Origin of the sequence: Variovorax sp. OV700 (assembly GCF_900099805.1) — a bacterium.
Lineage (GTDB): Bacteria > Pseudomonadota > Gammaproteobacteria > Burkholderiales > Burkholderiaceae_C > Variovorax.
Genome location: NZ_FNDR01000001.1, coordinates 67,866 through 88,100, shown reverse-complemented (window position 1 = coordinate 88,100; position 20,235 = coordinate 67,866). Strand labels below are relative to the sequence as shown.

Here is a 20,235-nt window from a genome sequence, read left to right as displayed (position 1 = left end):
TGTATTGCTATCGGGGCAATAGCTTCTAGGCTTTGGAGGGCGCCGCCTGCCCGAGGGCGATCTTGAGCAGATCGGCCACGGTGTTGGCGTTGAGCTTTTCCATGATGTTGGCGCGGTGCGCCTCGACCGTCTTGATGCTGATGCCCAGGTCGTCGGCAATCTGCTTGTTCAGGCGGCCGGCCACGATGCGTTCGAGCACCTGGGCTTCGCGGCCGGTGAGCTTGGACAGCAGCGCGTCGCGGCTGGCCGATTGCTGGTGCTGGGTGAAGGCACCGCGCGCATGCTCGAGCATGCGCTCGACCAGCGTGACGAGTTCTTCGTCGTTGAAGGGCTTCTGGATGAAATCCATCGCACCCTTCTTCATGCTGTCGACAGCCATCGGCACGTCGCCGTGGCCGGTGATCACCACGATGGGCAGCGGGGAGCGCCGCTCGATCAGCCGGTCCTGCAGTTCGAGACCGGTCATGCCGGCCATGCGGATGTCGACGATCAGACAGGCGACTTCGCGCGGGTCGTAGCGGGAAAGAAAGGACTCGGCGGAATCGAAACAGCGAACCCTGTAGTCCTTGCCTTCGAGCAGCCATTGCAGCGAATCTCGTACCGCCTCGTCGTCGTCGACGACATAGACAGTGCCCTTCTTCGGAATCAAACTCATGCAGGTACCTTTGCCTCGTCGCTTGCTACGGAACTGGGAGCATCCAACACCGGAATCCAGAAGGAAAAACGGCATCCGATCACATCCGGCCCATTGTAGATGTTCTCCGCCTGCATCCGCCCGCGATGCGACTCGACGATGGTGCGGCAGAGATTCAGTCCGATGCCCATGCCTTCCGGCTTGGTAGAGAAAAATGCTTCATACAGCCGGTCCATCACTTCGGGTGCCAGGCCCTTGCCGGTGTCCTGCACCGAGAACTCGATGGCGTTGTGACCCTCGATCACCTTGGGCAGCACGCGCAGCTCGACGCTCCGGCGCGCCAGCGGGCGCTCGGCAATGTCGATGGCCTCGGCTGCGTTCTTCAGCAGGTTGACCATCACCTGCTCGATCAGGATCGGGTCCACCTGCACCACCGGCAGCCGGGCCGCCACGTAATGGTTGAGCCGCACGTTGCGCCGGCGCAGCTCGATGCCCGCAAGCTCGACCGCCTCGCTCACCATGGTGGCCACGTCGGCGGCAGTGCGGTTGGGCTCGCTGCGTTTCACGAACGAGCGGATGCGCTGAATGATCTGGCCCGCGCGCTGGGCCTGCTTCGATGTTTTTTCCAGCGCCGCGAGCAGTGCGTCGGAGTCGATCGCCTGCCCCTTGATGCGAGACATCATCCCATTGCAATAGTTGGTGATGGCCGTCAGCGGCTGGTTGAGCTCGTGCGCCACGCTGGAGGCCATTTCGCCCATCGTGATCAGGCGGCTGGCGGCTTGGGCGCGATCGGCCTGCGCGGCGGCCTGCTCCTCGGCGTCGCGCCGAGGCGTAATGTCGGTAGCAATCACCAGCTGGGCGAGCCGGCCGTCCACCCATGTGAGGTAACGCGAACGCACTTCGAGCCACTTGCCCAGGTGCGGCACGAAGATCTCGTTGTTGGCGGCCTGGGCGGCGGTCAGGGTGTCGATCGGCAGGCCGGCGTAGGGGTCGACGTCGTCCAGGCCCTCATCGTGCGCATTGGAGGTGGGCACGCCGGCCTGCGCCACCATGCCCAGGTGGCCCACGGTGTCGGAGCCGAACCACAGCCGGTACAGCTTGTTCGCGAACAGCAGTTCCTCGCTCCCGATGGGCGCCACCGACACCGCGGCATCGAGCGCCTCGAGCACCGTGGTGAAGCGCTCGTAAGACGCCGACAGCTGCTCGCGGATGCGCGTGGGCTCGGTGATGTCGGTCATCGAGGTCATCCATCCCGTCTGGTGGCCGCGAGCGTCGATCAGCGGCGACACATAGAGGCGGGCGTTGAACACGCTGCCGTTCTTGCGCTTCACGCGCACCTGGAAGCCGCCGGGCAGGGCGCGCCCGTGCAGTTCTTCCTCCAGCCGCTCGTTCATGACTTCGCGGTCCGATTCCAGCCAGTAAGGGAAGGGCGGAGACTGCCCCACCAGTTCGGCCTCGCTCCAGCCGGTCATGGCGCAGAAAGCGGCGTTCACATAGGTGATGCGGCCTTGCAAATCAAGCACGCGCATGCCGGTGAGCATGGAGTTTTCCATTGCGCGCCGGAAATTGGTTTCGGCGACCAGCCGCTGCTGGGCCTGCTGGCGCCGCCGGGTGTGGCGCCAGGTGCCGATCAGCATCCAGCTGGTCAACACGCTGAGCGCACAGACCAGCCAGAAGAGGCCATTGCCGACCACGCCCTGCGACGTGCGGTAGGCCTGCGCCCGCAGCACCAGCGCATTGCCGACGGGCGACACCGGCACTTCGTATTCGTTGGTTCTCTCGGACCAGGGCAAGAGCCGCGTGCCGCCTTCCCGGGTGCTGGCGGTCGTGTTGCCCGCGATCACGTTGCCCTTGGCGTCGAGCAGCGAGACGGCATAACGCGCCTGCACCTCCGAGGGCATGCCGTAGCGCAGCAGTCCGTCGACCGAGAACTCGCCCAGCACCACGCCCGCGAACAGGCCCTGGTCGAAAAGAGGGATGTGCAGCTGCAGCATGGCCGTGGGGTCGCCGCCCGCCATCGGCTGCGAGAAAACCGGCTGTCGCAGTTCGCGCGCGAGCGCGTAGTTGCTCTCGATGTCACCAGGGCGCAGCACGTCCCCGATCAGGTGTTGTTGCGAGGGATGCACGCTGGGGGCGGAGTAGCCGGCCTTGAAGCGGCGCCGGTCGTCGATCCAGGCGACGGTCTGCAGCTCGGGAAACTGACTCACCAGAGATTCGGCCCGGCTCGCGAATTCGACCGGGTCGATCTCCCGGTTCGAGGCGTCGCGCGCAATGCGCATCAGCTGCTCCTGGCGTTCCAGGAGGCGCAGGCGCATGCGCTGTTGCGCGTACTCCACATCCCGCCGCACCGACTCCTGCTCCCGCTCGACTTCTTCGGTGCGCAGATACCAGAACGACGAAACGATGGCGGCGAGAAACAGCAGCACTGCCGCGATGGGCGCGAGCATGGCGACGGCGTCCTGCAACACCGGTGTTTGCCGGCGCCACCAGCGGCGCCACCACGAGAGGAGCGACACATTCACGGCGCTGCGGGCCGCCGCCAGCGGAGAGGGAAAAGGCATCTTCCGAGTTTAGGGGATGCCCCTTGCACGATAAGTGAAATGCTGCAGTGACACTGGTTGCCGCACGGTCGGCCGCCAGATCGGCCTGTTTTGAAATGTCACATTAAGAAATCATCATGCGCCATTTGAAATATCGGAATTTCTATGCGAAACTCGCCCGCGTTTATTGCAGAGCGCACTAAATTACAGCCACAGCCCTAAAGGAGAGACAAGCATGTCGGCAAATCCAGAGAACCTGTTCGGCTCAGCCGCGAACGACGCGGACGCCCAGGAGACCCGTGAATGGATGGATGCACTGTCCTCCGTTATTCAAAGCGAGGGGCCTGAGCGGGCTCACTTCCTTCTGGAGCAATTGCTCGAGCATGCGCGGCAGCACAGCATCGACAAGCCGTTCTCCGCCAATACCGCTTACGTCAACACCCTGGAGCCCGATCAGGAAGAGCGCTGCCCCGGCAACCTCGAGATCGAAGAGCGCCTGCGCGCCTACATGCGCTGGAACGCCATGGCCATGGTGGTCAAGGCCAACCGCCATCATCCGCCCGAAGGCGGCGACCTGGGCGGCCACATCGGCTCCTTTGCTTCGCTGGCCAACATGTTCGGCGCCGGCTTCAATCACTTCTGGCACGCCGAGAGCGAAAACCACGGCGGCGACTGCCTCTACATCCAGGGCCACGTCTCGCCCGGCATCTATGCCCGCGCCTACCTGGAAGGGCGCCTGAGCGAAGAGCAATTGCTCAACTTCCGCCAGGAAGTGGACGGCAAGGGCCTGTCCAGCTACCCGCATCCGAAGCTGATGCCCGAGTTCTGGCAGTTCCCCACGGTGTCGATGGGCCTTGGTCCGCTGATGGCCATCTACCAGGCGCGCTTTCTCAAGTACCTGCACGCACGCGGCATTGCCAATACCGAGAACCGCAAGGTCTGGGTGTTCTGCGGCGACGGTGAAATGGACGAAGTCGAATCGCTGGGCGCCATCGGCCTGGCCGCGCGCGAAGGCCTGGACAACCTGATCTTCGTCATCAACTGCAACCTGCAGCGCCTCGACGGGCCGGTGCGCGGCAACGGCAAGATCATCCAGGAGCTCGAAGGCGAGTTCCGCGGTTCGGGCTGGAACGTCCTCAAGCTGATCTGGGGCAGCGGCTGGGACCCGCTGATCGCGCGCGACAAGGAAGGTGCGCTGCGCAAGATCATGATGGAAACCAATGACGGCGACTACCAGTCGTTCAAGGCCAACGATGGCGCCTACGTGCGCAAGCACTTCTTCGGCCGCGATCCGCGCACGCTCGAAATGGTGTCCAAGATGAGCGACGACGACATCTGGCAGCTGCGCCGCGGCGGCCACGATTCGCAAAAGGTCTATGCAGCCTTCGACGCCGCCGTGAAGCACAAGGGCCAACCGACCGTGCTCCTGATCAAGACGGTCAAGGGCTTCGGCATGGGCAAGATCGGCGAGGGCAAGAACACGGTCCACCAGACCAAGAAGCTCGGCGACGAGGACATCAAGGCCTTCCGCGACCGCTTCAACATCCCGATCCCCGACAGCCAGATTGCCGACCTGCCGTTCTACAGGCCTGCCGACGACACGCCGGAAATGAAGTACCTGCACGAGCGCCGCAAGGCCCTCGGCGGCTACCTGCCGCACCGCCGCATCAAGGCCGACGAGAGCTTCACGGTGCCGTCGCTCGATGTCTTCAAATCGGTGATGGAGCCCACGGCCGATGGCCGCGAAATCTCGACCACGCAGGCCTACGTGCGCTTCCTCACGCAGCTTTTGCGCGACAAGGCGCTGGGCCCGCGCGTCGTTCCCATCCTGGTGGACGAAGCGCGCACGTTCGGCATGGAAGGGTTGTTCCGCCAGATCGGCATCTACAACCCCGCAGGCCAGCAGTACACCCCGGTCGACAAGGACCAGGTCATGTACTACAAGGAAGACAAGGCCGGCCAGATCCTGCAGGAAGGCATCAACGAAGCCGGGGGCATGTCGAGCTGGATCGCGGCGGCCACGTCGTACAGCACCAACAACCGCATCATGGTGCCGTTCTACGTGTACTACTCGATGTTCGGCTTCCAGCGCATCGGCGACCTGGCCTGGGCGGCCGGCGACATGCAGGCGCGCGGCTTCCTGCTGGGCGGCACCTCGGGACGCACCACGCTGAATGGCGAAGGCCTGCAGCACGAAGACGGCCACAGCCACATCCTGGCCAACACCATTCCGAACTGCGTGAGCTACGACCCGACCTTCGCGCATGAAGTGGGCGTGATCCTGCACCACGGCTTGAAGCGCATGGTCGAGAAGCAGGACAACGTCTACTACTACCTGACGCTGCTCAATGAGAACTACCCGATGCCCGGCCTCCAGCCCGGCACCGAAGAGCAGATCATCAAGGGCATGTACCTGTCGAAGCAGGGCCCCGCGCTCAAGGCCAAGGCGCCCACGGTGCAACTGCTGGGCAGCGGCACCATCCTGCGCGAAAGCTTTGCCGCGCAGGAACTGCTCGAGAAGGACTGGGGCGTCTCTGCCTCGGTGTGGAGCTGCCCGAGCTTCAACGAGCTCACGCGCGACGGCCAGGACGCCGACCGCTGGAGCCTATTGCACCCGGACCAGGCGCCGCGCGTGCCCTTCGTGGCCGAGCAGCTCGCGCCCACGACCGGTCCGGTGGTGGCATCGACCGACTACATGAAGGCCTACGCGGAGCAGATCCGCCCCTTCATTCCGAAGGGCCGCACTTACAAGGTATTGGGCACCGATGGCTTCGGCCGCAGCGATTTCCGCAACAAGCTGCGTGAGCACTTCGAAGTCAACCGCCACTACATCGTGGTGGCCGCGCTCAAGGCGCTCTCCGAAGACGGCACGGTGCCGGTGGCCAAGGTGGTCGAGGCGATCAAGAAGTACGGCATTAATGTCGACAAGGTCAACCCGCTTTACGCCTGAACATCAACAATCAACGAACGAACGGCGCCTCACGGCGGGAGACAAACGATATGGCAGCAGTGGAAGTCAAGGTGCCGGACATCGGCGATTTCGATGAAGTCGCGGTGATCGAGGTGCTGGTGAAGGTGGGCGACACGGTCAAGGCCGAGCAATCGCTCATCACCGTGGAATCGGACAAGGCGTCGATGGAGATTCCGTCGTCGACCGCCGGTGTGGTGAAAGAAATCAAGGTCGCAGTCGGCGGCAAGGTCAAAGAGGGCTCCGTGGTGCTCGTGCTCGAGGCCGAGGGTGCGGGTGCTTCTGCAGCACCGGCCCCTGCGCCTGCCGCGGCCCCGGCTGCGGCCGCTCCTGCACCAGCCGCAGCGGCGCCCGCACCGGCTGCCGCGCCGGCGGCCTCGGGTCCCGTGGAGGTCAAGGTGCCCGACATCGGCGACTTCAAGGACGTCGCGGTCATCGAGTTGCTGGTCAAGCCCGGCGACCAGATCGCAGCCGACCAGTCGCTGATCACGGTTGAGTCGGACAAGGCCTCGATGGAAATTCCGTCGTCGGCAGCCGGCGTGCTCAAGGAACTCAAGGTCAAGGTGGGCGATACCGTCAACATCGGTGACCTGATTGCCGTGCTGGAAGGCACCGCGGGGGCTGCGGCACCTGCGCCTGCGCAGGCCGCGGCAGCCGCGCCCGCCGCTGCAATCGCCAGCGCCCCCGCGCCGGCCGCTGCTTCGCCGGCGCCGGCCGCCGCCGCACCGCACGAACCCACTGTGGCACCCACGGGCAAGCTGCCGCATGCGTCCCCCTCGGTGCGCAAGTTCGCACGCGAACTCGGCGTGCCGCTCGAAGAAGTCAAGGGTTTCGGTCCCAAGGGCCGCATCACGCAGGAAGACGTCCAGAGCTTCACCAAGGCCGTGATGAGCGGCCAGGCCAGCACCAAGGCCTCGGCGGCCAAGGCGCCGGCAGGCGGCGGCGCCGACGGCGCGGCGCTGGGTCTCATCCCGTGGCCCAAGGTCGACTTCACCAAGTTCGGCGCGGTCGAGCGCAAGGACCTGTCGCGCATCAAGAAGCTCAGCGGCGCCAACCTGCACCGCAACTGGGTGATGATTCCGCACGTCACGAACAACGACGAAGCCGACATCACCGAGCTCGAAGCCTTCCGCGTCTCCACCAACAAGGAGAACGAGAAGTCGGGCGTCAAAGTCACGATGCTGGCCTTCGTGATCAAGGCAGTGGTGGCGGCGCTGAAGAAGTTCCCCGACTTCAATGCCAGCCTCGACGGCGACCAGCTGGTCTACAAGCAGTACTTCCACGTCGGCTTTGCGGCCGACACGCCCAACGGGCTGGTGGTGCCGGTGCTGAAGGATGCCGACAAGAAGGGCATCCTGCAGATCAGCCAGGAAATGGGCGAACTCGCCAAGAAGGCGCGCGACGGCAAGCTGGGCTCGGCCGACATGCAGGGCGGATGCATGTCGATCAGCTCGCTCGGCGGCATCGGCGGCACGCATTTCACGCCCATCATCAATGCGCCCGAAGTGGCCATCCTGGGCCTCTCCAAGGGCCAGATGAAGCCGGTGTGGGACGGCAAGCAGTTCGTACCGCGCCTGACGCTGCCGCTGTCGCTGTCGTACGACCACCGCGTGATCGATGGGGCCCTGGCTGCGCGTTTCAACGCCTACCTGGGCCAGGTGCTCGCGGACTATCGCCGAATCCTGCTATGACCACCGTAGTGGCCGTCCGCAAAGGCGGCCAGGTCACGATGGCAGCCGATTCTCTGGTGACCTTCGGCGACACGCGGCTTTCGCACAGCGCCGAGGCAAACCAGAAGATCTTCACCGTCGAGGATGCGGCGGGGCAGAGCCTCTTTGCCGTGGCCGGCGCCGCCGCGCACTTCCTGGTGCTGCAGCATGCGCTGGCCGCGCAGCCGCGCGAGGCGCTGCTGTTCGGCAGCAAGCACGAGATTTTCCGCACCTTCACGCTGCTGCATCCGGTGCTGAAAGAATCGTTCTTCATGCAGACCAAGGAAGACGAGCACGAGCCCTACGAGTCGAGCCAGTTCACGATGCTGATGGCCAACGCCAGCGGCATCTACGGCATCTACAGCTACCGCGAGGTGTTCGAGTTCAAGCAGTTCTGGGCCATCGGCTCGGGACGCAGCTTTGCGCTGGGCGCCATGCACGCGGCCTATGACATCAAGTCGCGCACCTCGCGCGACGTGGCGGAGGCGGGAATCGCCGCCGCCTGCGAATTCGATCGCAATTCGGCCCCGCCGGTCGACGTTCTCACACTCAAACTGAAAGTGTCCAAATGAGCGAACAACAAATCAAGGTGCCCGACATCGGTGACTTCGACGAAGTCGCGGTGATCGAGGTGCTGGTCAATGTCGGAGACACGGTCAAGGCCGAGCAGTCGCTGATCACGGTCGAATCGGACAAGGCCTCGATGGAGATTCCGTCGTCGGCGGCCGGCGTAGTGAAAGCGCTGGCGGTCAAGGTGGGCGACAAGGTGAAGGAGGGCTCGGTGGTGCTGACGCTGGAGGTCGATGGTGCCGCGGCGCCCGCACCGGCCACGGCCGCACCCGCGCCCGCCGCAGCGGCCCCCGCGCCCAAGGCGGCAGCCCCGGCTCCGGCTGCCGCGCCCGCGGCGTCCACCTATGGTGGCAAGGTCGACGTCGAGTGCGACGTCATCGTGCTCGGCGCCGGTCCCGGCGGCTATTCGGCCGCTTTCCGCGCCGCCGACCTCGGCCTCAAGGTAGTGCTGATCGAACGCTACGCCACGCTCGGCGGCGTGTGCCTGAACGTCGGCTGCATCCCGTCGAAGGCGCTGCTGCACGTTGCCTCGGTGATGGACGAAGTGAAGCATTTCGCCGACCTCGGCGTGAGCTTTGCCGCGCCCACGGTGGACCGCGCAAAGCTGCTCGGCCACAAGAACAAGGTGGTGGGCAAGCTCACCGGCGGCCTCACCGCCATGGCCAAGATGCGGAAGGTGACGGTGCTGCGAGGCGTTGGCAACTTCATCGATCCGTACCACCTCGAGGTCGAGGAAACCTCGGGCACCAGCTGGGACACGACCGGCAAGAAGCAGACCGTCAAGTTCCGCAACGCGATCATCGCGGCCGGGTCGCAGTCGGTGAGCTTGCCGTTCATGCCCAAGGACCCGCGCGTGGTCGACTCCACAGGCGCGCTCGAGATGGGCACCGACCCCAAGCGCATGCTGATCCTGGGCGGCGGCATCATCGGCCTCGAAATGGGCACGGTGTATTCCACCCTCGGCGCGCGGCTCGATGTGGTCGAAATGCTCGATGGCCTGATGCAGGGCGCCGACCGCGACCTGGTGAAGGTGTGGCAGAAGATGAACACGCCGCGCTTCGACAACATCATGCTCAAGACCAAGACGGTCGGCGCCGAAGCCACGAAAGAGGGCATCAAGATCACCTTCGAGGGCGAGCAGGCGCCGAAGGAGCCGCAGGTGTACGACCTGGTGCTGCAGGCCGTGGGCCGCAGCCCGAACGGCAAGAAGATCGGCGCCGAGAAGGCCGGCGTGGTGGTGAGCGACCGCGGCTTCATTCCGGTCGACATCCAGATGCGCACCAATGTGCCTCACATCTTTGCCATCGGCGACATCGTGGGCCAGCCCATGCTGGCGCACAAGGCGGTGCACGAGGCGCATGTGGCGGCCGAGGTCATCGCTGGCGAGCAGAAGGGCGACAAGGAGCTTTCGAGCGCCGCCTTCAATGCCCGCGTGATCCCGAGCGTGGCCTACACCGACCCCGAGGTGGCGTGGGTGGGCCTCACGGAAGACCAGGCCAAGGCCGAAGGCATCAAGATCAAGAAGGGCCACTTCCCGTGGACCGCTTCCGGCCGCGCCATTGCCAACGGCCGGGACGAGGGCTTCACCAAGCTGCTGTTCGACGCCGAGACGCACCGCATTCTGGGCGGCGGCATTGTCGGCACGCATGCCGGCGACATGATTGGCGAGATCGCGCTGGCCATCGAGATGGGTGCCGACGAGATCGACATCGGCAAGACCATCCATCCGCACCCGACGCTGGGCGAAAGCATCGGCATGGCGGCCGAGGTGGCGCACGGTACCTGTACCGATCTGCCGCCGGCAAAGAAGGCCTGATCGATCGGGCGTGCCGCTTTCGGGTCATCGGAGCGGCCACAAAAAATCCCGCCGCGGCGGGATTTTTTGGGTTCTGATTCGCGGAGGAGCGGGTTGGCTCAGTTGCCGGTATGGGCCGCGGCGGCGGCAGCGGCCTTGACCTCTTCGTTCGGAGCGCCACCGAGCACGCGGCGGGCGCCATCGAAGCGGCGGCTCCAGTAGCTGCCGTTCATGTCTTCCACGCGCACCTGCGCGCCGGTGCGCGGCGAATGGATGAATTTGCCTTCGCCGACGTAAATGCCGACATGGCTGAAGGCGCGGCGCATGGTGTTGAAGAAAACGAGGTCGCCGGGCTTGAGCTGGCTGCGATCGATCTTTTCGGTGGCGGCCGCTTGTTCCTCGGCACGGCGGGGCAGCAAGTGGCCGACCGTCTGGTTGTACATGGCACGCACGAAGCCACTGCAATCGAAACCGGATTCCGCCGTGTTGCCGCCGCGGCGGTAGGGCACGCCGAGGAAGCCGATGGCGGTCACGACCAGATCGGAGGTTCGCTCGGTGACGGTTTGGCGGACTTGCTGGAGTTGTCCGATCAGGCCCTTGTCGGCGAGCAGTCGGGCCAGTTCGTCATCGGTTCGGTCCTGTTGGGGGGCGGCCTGGACGGCGACGGCAAACAGGAGAGACGCGGGTAGGACGAAAAAACGCATGGCGCGTAGGATATTGATGACGCGCGGTTATGTCAACCTCATCCGAATTAGCGAATGTAGCCGCAAGCTGTTGATTTACAAAATATTTTTCGATTCAGCCGAAGAAAAAATGTAACGGTCAACCTTTATGAACCATAAGCGATTGCCTGCAAGTTAACTTTTGTACTCAGCTTGGATGACCTAACAGCGTGGATTTGCATCGCAATACACGCGAAGATTGGTTCAATTATCTGGAAAAGACATGAACCTGCGCATTCGCACGATCCTCCGCCTCCTGGGAAACGGTGCTCTCGTCGCCGGTTTGGGTTTCTGGGGCACCGCCCTGGCGCAGATACGGCCGGAGACTGTTTCTTCCGGACTCGAGAATCCGTGGGGCGTTGCCTTTCTGCCGAGCGGCCGTTTTCTGGTCACCGAGCGTCCAGGCCGGTTGCGGCTGATCGGTGCGGACGGAAAGATCGGTGCACCCATCACCGGCCTGCCTGCGATCGCAGCGGGAGGCCAGGGCGGCTTGCTCGACGTACTGGTCGATTCAGGCTTCGAAAAGAATCGCACCTTGTATTTCTGCTTTTCCGAGCCGGCGGCCAACGGGTCGGCCAACAGCACGGCGCTGGCGCGCGCCCAACTCTCCGAAGACGGCGCGAGGCTGGAGAACCTCAAGATCGTCTTCAGCCAGCAGCCCAAGGTGGCCAGTCGCCAGCATTTCGGATGCCGCATCGTCGAGGCGCGGGACGGCACGCTTTTTCTCACGCTGGGCGATCGGTTCAGCCGCAAGGAAGATGCACAGAAGCTCGACAACCATCTGGGGAAGATCGTGCGCATTGCCAAGGACGGCTCCGTGCCCAAAGACAACCCGTTCGTCGACAAGGCCGGCGCGCTGCCGGAAATCTGGAGCTACGGCCACCGCAACGGGCAGGGCGCGACGCTCGCACCCGACGGCCGCTTGTGGATGACCGAGCACGGCCCCCAAGGCGGCGACGAGATCAATGTTCCGCAAGCTGGCCGCAACTACGGCTGGCCGGTGATCACCTACGGCGAAAACTACGGCGGCGGCAAGATCGGCGACGGCATCACGGCAAAGGACGGCATGGAGCAGCCGCTGCACTACTGGGCGCCGTCGATCGCGCCGTCGGGCATGGCCTTTCTCACCAGCGACCGCTATGGCGCGGGATGGAAAGGCAATCTGTTCGCCGGTTCGCTGAAGTTCGGCTATCTCGACCGCATCGAGCTGAAAGACGGCAAGGTGGTTGCCGAACACAAGCTGATGGCTGATGGCAGGGCCCGCATACGCGATGTGAAGCAGGGGCCGGACGGATGGCTCTATGTGCTGACCGACGAGTCGGATGGCAAGCTGCTGCGGCTGCGTCCGAACTGAGCTTTTTCCTTCACCCGGGGCAGCCCGGCAACGGAAGCGTTGGCAGCATGCGGCGCCAGAGCCGCGTCCATTCGGGCCAGTCGTGGCCGCCTTCGGTCGTGAACACGCGCTCCCTGGGCAGCGCGGCCGCCAGCAATTGGTGGCTGAAAGCAAAGCGGTCCTCGGTGCCGTAGCCCAGGTAGAGCGGCGGGCGGGCACCGAACGTGGCGGTGGTGCCCACATAGCCGCGCAGCCATTGCCAGAGCTGAGTCTCGTTCGGGGCTCGCGGGTCGCTGCCTGGCGGATCGCCCAGCGGGCCGGTCCACCGCGCCACGCCGCCGGCGTTGGCGATGTCGGTGCTGAGCGTGCGCTCCCCGAGGTAGGGCGCAAGGGCCACGAGGCCGGCAAGTTCGCCCGGATGCGTTTGCGCATAAAGCAGTCCGCCGAACCCCCCGACCGAGATGCCGACGATCCAGATCGACTTGTAGCCTTTGCCGCGGGCCGGCACCATCACGTCCTGCTCCAGGCGATCGAGGATGGTCTTGCCGTTGTAGTAGCCAAGATGCGCATCGACCCGCATCACGTCGACTGCGAGCCTGTTGTCGTTCAGTGCCTTGACGAAGCCCTCGCGCGTGAATTCGTCCGGGTGCGAATACGCGCCGGGGAGCATCACCAGCAGGGTATCGGCGTTCGGCGCGCAGCTGCTCTTTTCGAGCGTGCTCTCCAGCGGCGCCTTGGCGGTGCGCAGGCCGCCACATCCGGTCACCACGAGCGCCGCGCCAAGGGCCAGAATCGACAACTGGCGCCGGGTCGGAAAGAAGATCTGCATCCGCCCGGAGTCTAGATAGATGCGCGCCTTTTCGGTGGTACGGTCTGGCCCCATCAACTCCATTTGAATGAAAGAAACGGTTCATGCTGCTCGACGCCTCGCAATCCCAACTCGTGCTGGTCGACTATCAGGCGCAACTGATGCCTGCGATCTTCGAGGCCGATGCCGTGGCGCAGAACGCAGTGCGCCTGGGCAAGATGGCGCGCCTGTTCGAGGTGCCGGTCTGGGGGACCGAGCACAACCCCTCGAAGCTCGGCGAAAACGTGCCCGACATTCGCGCACTGTGCCAGCGCACCTTGTCCAAGATGCATTTCAGCGGCATGGAGGAGGGCCTCGGCGAATGGCTGCGCGTGCCGGTAAAGGCGCCGCAGGGCAACGCCCGCAGCCTGCCCAAGCACCTGCAGAAACCCGCTGCCGCGGCCGAAGAGTGCAACACGATCGTGATTGCCGGCTGCGAAGCGCACGTCTGCCTGCTGCAGACTGCGCTCGACCTGCTGGAGGACGAGTTCGAGGTCTGGGTCGTGACCGACGCCTGTAGTTCGCGTACCGAGCGCAACCGCGATGCGGCATTCGACCGGTTGGCCGGCGCGGGCGCCGAGCTGGTAACCACCGAGATGGTCGGCTTCGAATGGCTGCGTACGGCCGAACATCCGGCATTTGCCGAGTTGCTGAAGCTCGTTCTCTGATGTGAAGCCGGCTCGACAGCGTCTCGCGCCCGCGGCAGGCGCGGGCGGAACCCGATTGTTCGAGCCGTCAGCTTGCTGCAAGATCGATCTCCATAATTATGAATTCAGTTTTGGCGCGTGACCGCCGGACGATTCATATAAGGAGACAACGCAGATGAGCCGCTACGAAGAGTTCTATCGCCAGTCGGTCGATGCCCCCGAGGCTTTCTGGGCTGAGCAGGCGAGGCTGATCGACTGGCAGACGCCCCCGGCCCAGGTGCTGGATGCCAGCCGGCCGCCATTCGCCCGCTGGTTCGTGGGTGGCACCACCAATCTATGCCACAACGCGGTCGACCGGCACCTGGCCGATCGCTCCGACCAGCCGGCGCTGATCTTCGTCTCGACCGAAACCGGCACCGAAAAGACCTACAGCTTTCGCGAGCTGCACGCCGAGGTGCAGCGCACCGCCGCCAGCCTGATCGAGCTTGGCGTGGGCAAGGGCGACCGCGTCCTCATCTACATGCCGATGATTCCCGAGGCCGCGTTCGCAATGCTGGCCTGTGCCCGGATCGGTGCCATCCATTGCGTGGTGTTCGGCGGTTTCGCGAGCGGCTCTCTGGCCACGCGCATCGAGGATGCCGAGCCCAAGGTCGTGGTGAGCGCAGACGCCGGTTCGCGCGGCGGCAAGGTCATCGCATACAAGCCGCTGCTCGACGAGGCCATCCGGCTTTCGAAGCACAAGCCCTCGGCGGTGCTGCTGACCGACCGCGGCCTGGCGCCCATGGACCTGACGGCCGGGCGCGACCACCTGGCTGCCGACCTGGTCCGAAAGCACCACGATGCCGAACTGCCTTGCACCTGGCTGGCTGCCACGGACATCAGCTACACCATCTACACCAGCGGCACCACCGGCAAGCCCAAGGGCGTGCAGCGCGACGTGGGCGGCTACGCCGTGGCACTGGCCGCCAGCATGAAGCACATCTTCGACGGCCGACCCGGCGAAACGTATTTCTCGACCAGCGACATCGGCTGGGTGGTGGGTCACAGCTACATCGTCTATGGCCCGTTGATCGCCGGCATGGCGACCCTCATGTATGAAGGCTTGCCGACGCAGGGCATCGACAAGCAACCCGACGGCGGCATCTGGTGGCGCCTGGTCGAGAAGTACAAGGTGACGGTGATGTTCAGCGCGCCCACTGCGGTGCGCGTGCTCAAGAAGCAAGACCCGGCGCTGCTTAAAAAGTACGACCTGTCCAGCCTGCGTGCGCTGTTCCTCGCGGGCGAACCGCTCGACGAGCCCACCGCGCGCTGGATCAGCGACGGACTGGGCGTGCCCATCATCGACAACTACTGGCAGACCGAGTCGGGCTGGCCGATGATCACCATTGCCAACGGCGTCGAGGCCAAGCCGAGCAAGTTCGGCAGCCCGGGCGTACCGATGTACGGCTACCGCATCAAGATCCTGCACGAATCGACCGGTGAGGAATTGACCGCCCCGAATGAGAAGGGCGTGGTCGTCGTCGAGGGGCCGACTCCACCCGGATTCATGCAGACGGTGTGGAAGGACGACGAGCGCTTCGTCAACACCTACTGGAAGAGCGTGCCCGGCAAGATGGTCTATTCGACTTTCGACTGGGGCATTCGCGACGAGGACGGTTACTTCTACATCCTTGGCCGCACCGACGACGTGATCAACGTGGCGGGCCACCGCCTCGGCACGCGCGAGATCGAGGAAAGCATCTCGGGCCATGCCAGCGTGGCCGAAGTGGCAGTGGTCGGCGTGGCCGATGCGCTCAAGGGGCAGGTGGCCATGGCCTTCGTCGTGCCGCGGAACGGCCAGGCCCTGACAGATGCCGACGAGGCCCTGAAGCTCGAGGGCGAGATCATGAAAGTGGTGGCCGACCAGCTCGGTGCGCTGGCGCGGCCCGCCCGTGTTCGCTTCGTGAGCGGCCTGCCCAAGACCCGCAGCGGGAAGCTGCTGCGGCGTGCCATCCAGGCCGTTTGCGAGCAGCGCGATCCCGGCGACCTGACCACCATCGACGACCCCGCCACGCTGCAGCAGATCAAACAGTTGGTTTCTTCCGTCTGAATGAGCAAAGCGCGCCTTGCGAAGGCGCGCTTCATCGCCACATGTTTGACGTGGCACAATGCGAAGGTACTCAGGCCCTTCCCCAGCCACAGTCGCATCCGCCAATCGGTTCAGCCGTGTCGCGGAAGGTTTCTTAACCAGCTAGTGCTTCCTTCAGGGAAGCGAAGGTCAGCGGAATATGAGCGATTCTTCTACGCCATCGGCGTACACCGCCTATCAAGGCAACACCTACCTCTTCGGCGGCAATGCGCCTTATGTCGAGGAGATGTACGAAAACTACCTTGCCAACCCCGGCAGCGTGCCAGACAACTGGCGCTCGTATTTCGACGCGCTGCAGAACGTGCCCGCGGTCGACGGCACCAACACCCGTGATGTGCCGCACCAGCCGGTCATCAACGCCTTCGCAGAACGCGCCAAGCAGGGCACGACCAAGGTCGTGCAGGCCAGCGGCGCCGATTCCGAACTCGGGCGCAAGCGCACCTCCGTCCAGCAGCTGATTGCCGCTTACCGCAACGTCGGCGCACGCTGGGCCGACCTCGACCCCCTCAAGCGCGCCGAGCGCCCGGCCATCCCGGAACTCGAGCCCTCTTTCTACGGCTTCACCGATGCCGACCTCGAGACGGTGTTCAACACCAGCAACACCTTCTTCGGCAAAGAGACCATGTCGCTGCGCGACCTGCTCAATGCCTTGCGCGAAACGTACTGCGGCACCATGGGCGCCGAGTACATGTACACCACCGACCAGAACCACAAGCGCTGGTGGCAGCAGAAGCTCGAAAGCGCGCGCACCAACCCGCAGCTGACGACCGAGCAGAAGAAGCATGTGCTCAACCGCCTGACCGCCGCCGAAGGCCTCGAGCGCTTCCTGCACACCAAGTACGTCGGCCAGAAGCGTTTCTCGCTCGAAGGCGGTGAAAGCTTTATCGTCTCGATGGACGAGCTCATCAACCAGGCCGGTGCCAAGGGCGTGCAGGAAATCGTGATCGGCATGGCCCACCGCGGCCGCCTCAACGTGCTGGTGAACTCGCTGGGCAAGATGCCGGCCGACCTGTTCGCCGAGTTCGACCACACCGCACCCGAAGACCTGCCCAGCGGCGACGTCAAATACCACCAGGGCTTCAGCTCCGACGTGACCACCCCCGGCGGCCCGGTGCACCTGAGCCTCGCGTTCAACCCCTCGCACCTCGAGATCGTGAACCCCGTGGTCGAAGGCTCGGTGCGCGCCCGCATGGACCGCCGCGCCGACCCGCTGGGCAAGCAGGTCCTGCCCGTCATCGTGCACGGCGACGCCGCCTTCGCCGGCCAGGGCGTCGTGATGGAAACGCTGGCGCTGGCCGAGACCCGTGGCTACTCCACCGGCGGCACGGTGCACATCGTCATCAACAACCAGATCGGCTTCACCACCAGCGATCCGCGCGACAGCCGCTCGACGCTGTACTGCACCGACATCGTCAAGATGGTCGACGCGCCGGTGCTGCACGTGAACGGCGACGACCCCGAAGCCGTGGTGCTCGCCACCCAGCTCGCCCTTGAATTCCGCATGGAGTTCCAGAAGGACGTGGTGGTCGACATCATCTGTTTCCGCAAGCTGGGCCACAACGAGCAGGACACCCCCTCGCTCACCCAGCCGCTCATGTACAAGAAGATCGCCAAGCACCCCGGCACGCGCAAGTTGTACGCCGACAAGCTGGCCGCTCAGGGCCTGGGCGAGACGCTCGGCGACGACATGGTCAAGGCGCAGCGCGCCGCCTTCGACGAAGGCAAGAACACCGTCGACCCGGTGCTCACCAACTTCAAGAGCAAGTACGCCGTCGACTGGAATCCGTACCTCAACAAGAAGTGGACCGACGCCGGCGACACCGCCATTCCAACCAGCGAATGGAAGCGCCTGGCCGAGAAGATCACCGCGGTGCCGGCCGGTTTCACGGTGCATCCGCTCGTGAAGAAGGTGCTGGACGACCGCGCCGCAATGGGCCGAGGCGACGTCAATGTCGACTGGGGCATGGGCGAGCACATGGCCTTTGCCTCGCTGGTGGCCAGCGGCTATCCGGTGCGCCTGTCGGGCGAGGACAGCGGCCGTGGCACGTTCACGCACCGCCACGCCGTGCTGCACGACCAGAACCGCGAGAAGTTCGACGAAGGCACCTACACGCCGCTCCAGAACGTGGCTGAAAACCAGGCTCCGTTCGTCGTCATCGACTCGATCCTGTCGGAAGAAGCGGTGCTCGCATTCGAATACGGCTACGCCTCGAACGACCCCAACACGCTCGTGATCTGGGAAGCGCAGTTCGGCGACTTCGTGAACGGCGCCCAAGTGGTGATCGACCAGTTCATCGCCTCGGGCGAAGTGAAGTGGGGCCGCGTCAACGGCCTGACCATGATGCTGCCGCACGGCTACGAAGGCCAGGGCCCCGAGCACAGCTCGGCACGCCTGGAGCGCTTCATGCAGCTGAGCGCCGACACCAACATGCAGGTGGTGCAGCCGACCACGGCCAGCCAGATCTTCCACGTGCTGCGCCGCCAGATGGTGCGCAACCTGCGCAAGCCCCTGATCATCATGACGCCGAAGTCGCTGCTGCGTAACAAGGACGCGACCTCCCCGTTGTCCGAGTTCACCAAGGGCAGCTTCCAGACGGTCATCCCGGACAGCAAGGGCCTCAAGGCGGAGAAGGTCAAGCGCCTGGTCGCCTGCTCGGGCAAGGTCTATTACGACCTGGCCAAGAAGCGCGAAGAACGCGGCGACGACGACGTGGCCATCATCCGCGTCGAGCAGCTCTATCCGTTCCCGCACAAGGCGTTTGCCGCCGAGATCAAGAAGTATCCCAATCTCAGCGACGTGGTGTGGTGCCAGGACGAGCCGCAGAACCAGGGCGCCTGGTTCTTCGTGCAGCACTACATCCACGAAAACATGCAGGAAGGCCAGAAGCTCGGCTACTCCGGCCGTGCCGCTTCGGCATCGCCTGCGGTGGGCTACTCGCACCTGCATCAGGAACAGCAGAAGGCGCTCGTCGATGGCGCATTTGGCAAGCTCAAGGGCTTCGTGCTGACCAAGTAAAACGATCTCTTTTCACACGAACACCTGAAGAAAAAAGCGGAGCTCACTCCAAATGTCTATCGTAGAAGTCAAAGTCCCCCAGCTTTCCGAATCCGTGGCCGAAGCCACCATGCTCACCTGGAAGAAGAAGGCCGGCGAAGCCGTCGCTGTCGATGAAATCCTGATCGAGATCGAGACCGACAAGGTCGTGCTGGAAGTGCCCGCGCCCTCGGCTGGCGTGCTGGCCGAAATCGTGCAGCCCGATGGCGCCACCGTGGTGGCCGATCAGCTGATCGCGAAGATCGACACCGAAGGCAAGGCCGGCGCTGCAGCCCCTGCGGCAGCACCCGCCGCCGCACCGGCACCGGCCGCAGCAGCGCCTGCAGCAGCCGCTGCCGCCGCCACCGGCGGTTCGAAGTCGGACGTTGCCATGCCCGCAGCCGCCAAGCTGCTGGCCGACAACAATCTCAAGACCAGCGACGTGGCTGGCACCGGCAAGGACGGCCGCGTGACCAAGGGCGACGTGCTCGGCGCAGTGGCTTCGGGCGCCAAGCCCGCGGCCACCATTGCCGCACCCGCTGCCAAGCCCGCGCTGCCGCAAGTCGCCGCGCCCGCCCGCGCGCCCGACCTGGGCGAGCGTCCGGAGCAGCGCGTGCCGATGAGCCGCCTGCGCGCCCGTATCGCCGAGCGCCTGATCCAGTCGCAGTCGACCAACGCCATCCTCACGACCTTCAATGAAGTGAATATGGCGCCCGTGATGGAACTGCGCAAGCGCTTCCAGGACAGCTTCACCAAGGAACACGGCGTGAAGCTCGGCTTCATGAGCTTCTTCGTGAAGGCCGCGGTGCATGCGCTCAAGAAGTACCCGGTGATCAACGCCTCGGTCGACGGCAACGACATCCTTTACCACGGCTATTTCGACATCGGCATTGCCGTCGGTTCGCCGCGCGGCCTGGTGGTGCCCATCCTGCGTAACGCCGACCAGATGAGCTTTGCCGACATCGAGAAGAAGATTGCCGAATACGGCAAGAAGGCCCAGGACGGCAAGCTCGGCATCGAAGAGATGACCGGCGGCACGTTCTCTATCTCGAACGGCGGCACCTTCGGCTCGATGCTCTCGACGCCGATCATCAATCCGCCCCAGTCCGCAATCCTCGGCGTGCACGCCACCAAGGACCGCGCAGTGGTCGAGAACGGCCAGGTCGTCGTCCGCCCGATGAACTACCTCGCCATGAGCTACGACCACCGCATCATCGACGGCCGCGAAGCCGTGCTGGGCCTCGTCGCCATGAAGGAAGCGCTGGAAGACCCGTCGCGCCTGTTGTTCGACATCTGAGGAGAAAGAAT

Annotated in this window: 13 protein-coding genes; 9 read left to right on the top strand and 4 right to left on the bottom strand. The window is 64.6% G+C overall.

Going from position 1 to position 20,235, the window contains the following annotated elements:
- Positions 1-25: 25 nt before the first annotated feature.
- A complete protein-coding gene (locus tag BLR24_RS00420) occupies positions 26-655 on the bottom strand; it encodes a response regulator transcription factor (RefSeq protein ID WP_055796273.1) in 630 nt (209 codons plus the stop codon).
- Positions 652-3,195 carry a PAS domain-containing sensor histidine kinase gene (locus tag BLR24_RS00415; protein WP_055796276.1) on the bottom strand — a complete coding sequence of 848 codons (2,544 nt, stop codon included), beginning with the start codon at positions 3,193-3,195 and terminating at the stop codon, positions 652-654. The genes BLR24_RS00420 and BLR24_RS00415 overlap by 4 nt, the downstream gene beginning before the upstream one ends.
- A gap of 214 nt (positions 3,196-3,409) precedes the next feature.
- On the opposite strand from BLR24_RS00415, the gene aceE reads away from it, so the two are divergent.
- From aceE to lpdA, 4 genes are read left to right on the top strand one after another with little or no spacing between them, the layout of a single operon-like run.
- Positions 3,410-6,124 (top strand): pyruvate dehydrogenase (acetyl-transferring), homodimeric type, encoded by a 2,715-nt coding sequence (gene aceE / locus BLR24_RS00410; RefSeq protein ID WP_093011059.1) that lies wholly within the window; start codon positions 3,410-3,412, stop codon positions 6,122-6,124.
- Positions 6,125-6,174: 50 nt separating this feature from the next.
- Positions 6,175-7,833 carry a dihydrolipoyllysine-residue acetyltransferase gene (gene aceF / locus BLR24_RS00405; RefSeq protein WP_093011056.1) on the top strand — a complete coding sequence of 553 codons (1,659 nt, stop codon included), beginning with the start codon at positions 6,175-6,177 and terminating at the stop codon, positions 7,831-7,833.
- Positions 7,830-8,423 (top strand): Ntn hydrolase family protein, encoded by a 594-nt coding sequence (locus BLR24_RS00400; RefSeq protein ID WP_093011053.1) that lies wholly within the window; start codon positions 7,830-7,832, stop codon positions 8,421-8,423. Before aceF ends, BLR24_RS00400 begins: the two co-directional genes overlap by 4 nt.
- Positions 8,420-10,237: a dihydrolipoyl dehydrogenase gene (lpdA, locus tag BLR24_RS00395; protein ID WP_093011050.1), complete on the top strand. Its 1,818-nt coding sequence runs from the start codon at positions 8,420-8,422 to the stop codon at positions 10,235-10,237. The genes BLR24_RS00400 and lpdA overlap by 4 nt, the downstream gene beginning before the upstream one ends.
- 98 nt (positions 10,238-10,335) lie before the next feature.
- Here lpdA and BLR24_RS00390 read toward each other — a convergent pair whose 3' ends face one another.
- On the bottom strand, positions 10,336-10,920 hold the full coding sequence (locus BLR24_RS00390) for a C40 family peptidase (RefSeq protein WP_093011047.1): 585 nt from the start codon (positions 10,918-10,920) through the stop codon (positions 10,336-10,338).
- Between the two features lie 241 nt (positions 10,921-11,161).
- On the opposite strand from BLR24_RS00390, the gene BLR24_RS00385 reads away from it, so the two are divergent.
- Positions 11,162-12,292, top strand: a complete 1,131-nt coding sequence (locus BLR24_RS00385) for a PQQ-dependent sugar dehydrogenase (protein WP_093011044.1) — start codon at positions 11,162-11,164, stop codon at positions 12,290-12,292.
- Positions 12,293-12,302: 10 nt separating this feature from the next.
- Here BLR24_RS00385 and BLR24_RS00380 read toward each other — a convergent pair whose 3' ends face one another.
- Positions 12,303-13,100 carry an alpha/beta hydrolase gene (locus BLR24_RS00380; protein WP_093012661.1) on the bottom strand — a complete coding sequence of 266 codons (798 nt, stop codon included), beginning with the start codon at positions 13,098-13,100 and terminating at the stop codon, positions 12,303-12,305.
- An 83-nt stretch (positions 13,101-13,183) separates the two neighbouring features.
- Between BLR24_RS00380 and BLR24_RS00375 the strand changes: the two genes are divergently transcribed.
- From BLR24_RS00375 to odhB, 4 genes are all read left to right on the top strand, one after another.
- A complete protein-coding gene (locus tag BLR24_RS00375) occupies positions 13,184-13,786 on the top strand; it encodes an isochorismatase family protein (protein ID WP_093011041.1) in 603 nt (200 codons plus the stop codon).
- A gap of 154 nt (positions 13,787-13,940) precedes the next feature.
- Entirely contained in the window at positions 13,941-15,854 is a 1,914-nt protein-coding gene (locus BLR24_RS00370) for a propionate--CoA ligase (RefSeq protein WP_093011038.1), read from the top strand.
- A gap of 178 nt (positions 15,855-16,032) precedes the next feature.
- The gene (locus BLR24_RS00365; protein ID WP_093011035.1) at positions 16,033-18,909 is read left to right on the top strand and encodes a 2-oxoglutarate dehydrogenase E1 component; all 2,877 of its coding nucleotides are present in this window, start codon (positions 16,033-16,035) and stop codon (positions 18,907-18,909) included.
- A 52-nt stretch (positions 18,910-18,961) separates the two neighbouring features.
- A complete protein-coding gene (gene odhB / locus BLR24_RS00360; RefSeq protein ID WP_055796307.1) occupies positions 18,962-20,224 on the top strand; it encodes a 2-oxoglutarate dehydrogenase complex dihydrolipoyllysine-residue succinyltransferase in 1,263 nt (420 codons plus the stop codon).
- Positions 20,225-20,235 lie beyond the last annotated feature (11 nt).

Coding starts and splice junctions, on each gene's coding strand:
- BLR24_RS00420 (WP_055796273.1), bottom strand. CDS start 655: ATGAGTTTGATTCCGAAGAAGGGCACTGTCTATGTCGTCGACGACGAC.
- BLR24_RS00415 (WP_055796276.1), bottom strand. CDS start 3,195: ATGCCTTTTCCCTCTCCGCTGGCGGCGGCCCGCAGCGCCGTGAATGTG.
- aceE (WP_093011059.1), top strand. CDS start 3,410: ATGTCGGCAAATCCAGAGAACCTGTTCGGCTCAGCCGCGAACGACGCG.
- aceF (WP_093011056.1), top strand. CDS start 6,175: ATGGCAGCAGTGGAAGTCAAGGTGCCGGACATCGGCGATTTCGATGAA.
- BLR24_RS00400 (WP_093011053.1), top strand. CDS start 7,830: ATGACCACCGTAGTGGCCGTCCGCAAAGGCGGCCAGGTCACGATGGCA.
- lpdA (WP_093011050.1), top strand. CDS start 8,420: ATGAGCGAACAACAAATCAAGGTGCCCGACATCGGTGACTTCGACGAA.
- BLR24_RS00390 (WP_093011047.1), bottom strand. CDS start 10,920: ATGCGTTTTTTCGTCCTACCCGCGTCTCTCCTGTTTGCCGTCGCCGTC.
- BLR24_RS00385 (WP_093011044.1), top strand. CDS start 11,162: ATGAACCTGCGCATTCGCACGATCCTCCGCCTCCTGGGAAACGGTGCT.
- BLR24_RS00380 (WP_093012661.1), bottom strand. CDS start 13,100: ATGCAGATCTTCTTTCCGACCCGGCGCCAGTTGTCGATTCTGGCCCTT.
- BLR24_RS00375 (WP_093011041.1), top strand. CDS start 13,184: ATGCTGCTCGACGCCTCGCAATCCCAACTCGTGCTGGTCGACTATCAG.
- BLR24_RS00370 (WP_093011038.1), top strand. CDS start 13,941: ATGAGCCGCTACGAAGAGTTCTATCGCCAGTCGGTCGATGCCCCCGAG.
- BLR24_RS00365 (WP_093011035.1), top strand. CDS start 16,033: ATGAGCGATTCTTCTACGCCATCGGCGTACACCGCCTATCAAGGCAAC.
- odhB (WP_055796307.1), top strand. CDS start 18,962: ATGTCTATCGTAGAAGTCAAAGTCCCCCAGCTTTCCGAATCCGTGGCC.